1 protein-coding gene is annotated in these 461 nt (G+C 67.0%); it reads right to left on the minus strand.

From position 1 onward, the window contains the following. Positions 1-74: 74 nt before the first annotated feature. Positions 75-347, minus strand: a complete 273-nt coding sequence (minE, locus tag JQK88_RS35655) for a cell division topological specificity factor MinE (RefSeq protein WP_074863478.1) — start codon at positions 345-347, stop codon at positions 75-77. Positions 348-461 lie beyond the last annotated feature (114 nt).

Raw genomic sequence — 461 nt, forward strand, 5'->3', positions numbered from 1 at the left:
GGCTTGCGCCGCTCCAGGGGGATCGCGTGGATGCGAAACAACGCGCGGCGGCCGGGAGGTCGGCCGCCTGTGCGTCAGGCTTGCGCCGGCGTCGAGCCGGGCGCGTCGGGCAGCGCCACCGAGATGTCGAGCACGTCGTGCTGGCCTTCCTTGACCACATCGACCTTGACCGCTTCGACGTCGACGTTGACGTACTTGCGGATCACTTCCAACAGTTCGCGCTGCAGCATCGGCAGGTAATCCGGGCCGCCGCGGCCGGCGCGCTCGTGCGCGACGATGATCCGCAGGCGGTCCTTGGCGACCGCGGCGGTTTGCTTCTTGGCCAGCAGGAAGTCGAACAGACCCATGAGCTCAGCCTCCGAAAATCTTGCTGAAGAAGCCCTTCTTTTCCACTTGGGTGAAGCGCATCGGACGGGTGTCGCCGAGCAGGCGGGCGACGGCGTCGTCGTAAGCCTGGGCAG

Origin of the sequence: Mesorhizobium caraganae (genome assembly GCF_016836705.1) — a bacterium.
In the GTDB taxonomy this organism is placed as follows: Bacteria; Pseudomonadota; Alphaproteobacteria; order Rhizobiales; family Rhizobiaceae; genus Mesorhizobium; species Mesorhizobium caraganae.

Excerpts from the sequence above, each read along its gene's own strand:
- minE (WP_074863478.1), bottom strand. The coding sequence starts at position 347 with ATGGGTCTGTTCGACTTCCTGCTGGCCAAGAAGCAAACCGCCGCGGTC.